The sequence below is a fragment of the Mesorhizobium kowhaii genome (genome assembly GCF_042431665.1).
In the GTDB taxonomy this organism is placed as follows: domain Bacteria; phylum Pseudomonadota; class Alphaproteobacteria; order Rhizobiales; family Rhizobiaceae; genus Mesorhizobium; species Mesorhizobium kowhaii.
On record NZ_JBHLYT010000147.1, the window covers coordinates 1 to 642 of the forward strand.

A 642-nucleotide genomic window follows, 5' to 3' on the forward strand; every position below is an offset into this window, starting at 1 on the left:
CAATAAGCTCGCGGATGCGATCATCAAACCTGACCGTTCCAACGATACCGACCTTGAGTCCGAAGTTGCGCAACAGCCCCCGAATGTCATTCTCGATGGCAATCGCCTTTTCCTGCAGCAGCTTGCGGGCGGTCAACAGGGCGCGGCGGCGCTGGCTCATCAGTGTCTTGACATGCACGGGCCGGAACAGATTGACCCGCATCATCTGCGCGATGCCGCGGGCATCGTTGCGGTCGGTCTTGTTCACCTGAGCTTTTAGGAATGCTTTCGCATGCCGGGTTTCGATACAGATCGCCGGCAATCCCGCCTCTGCCAATCCGCTGAACAGCCATTGCGACAACGGTCCGGCCTCAAGCCCGATCCGAACGATTTGCCACGCGGGATTCTTCAAGGCTTGGACGAGGTCTTCTGGGTGGCTGGGGACTTTGATCTCGCGGCAGATAGCACCCGTTTCGTCCACAATGCATATCGACGTCTCTTTCACAGAGACGTCCAATCCGGCATAATGTTTCATGCTGCGCTTCCTTCCCTGATGCTTGTGGCTGTTCCAACAGACCACGTTCTATCATCAGCTCGAAGCGCAGCGCCTCTGCACCCAGTCTCCAGGAATGGGCTCAAGCCGAATACCCCATCTGTCGCAAA

1 protein-coding gene is annotated in these 642 nt (G+C 57.2%); it reads right to left on the reverse strand.

Annotation, left to right across the window (positions count from 1 at the left end):
• A partial coding sequence (locus tag ACFFNA_RS36385) for an IS110 family transposase (RefSeq protein ID WP_378924810.1) occupies positions 1–514 on the reverse strand: 514 nt, incomplete at its 3' end.
• Positions 515–642 lie beyond the last annotated feature (128 nt).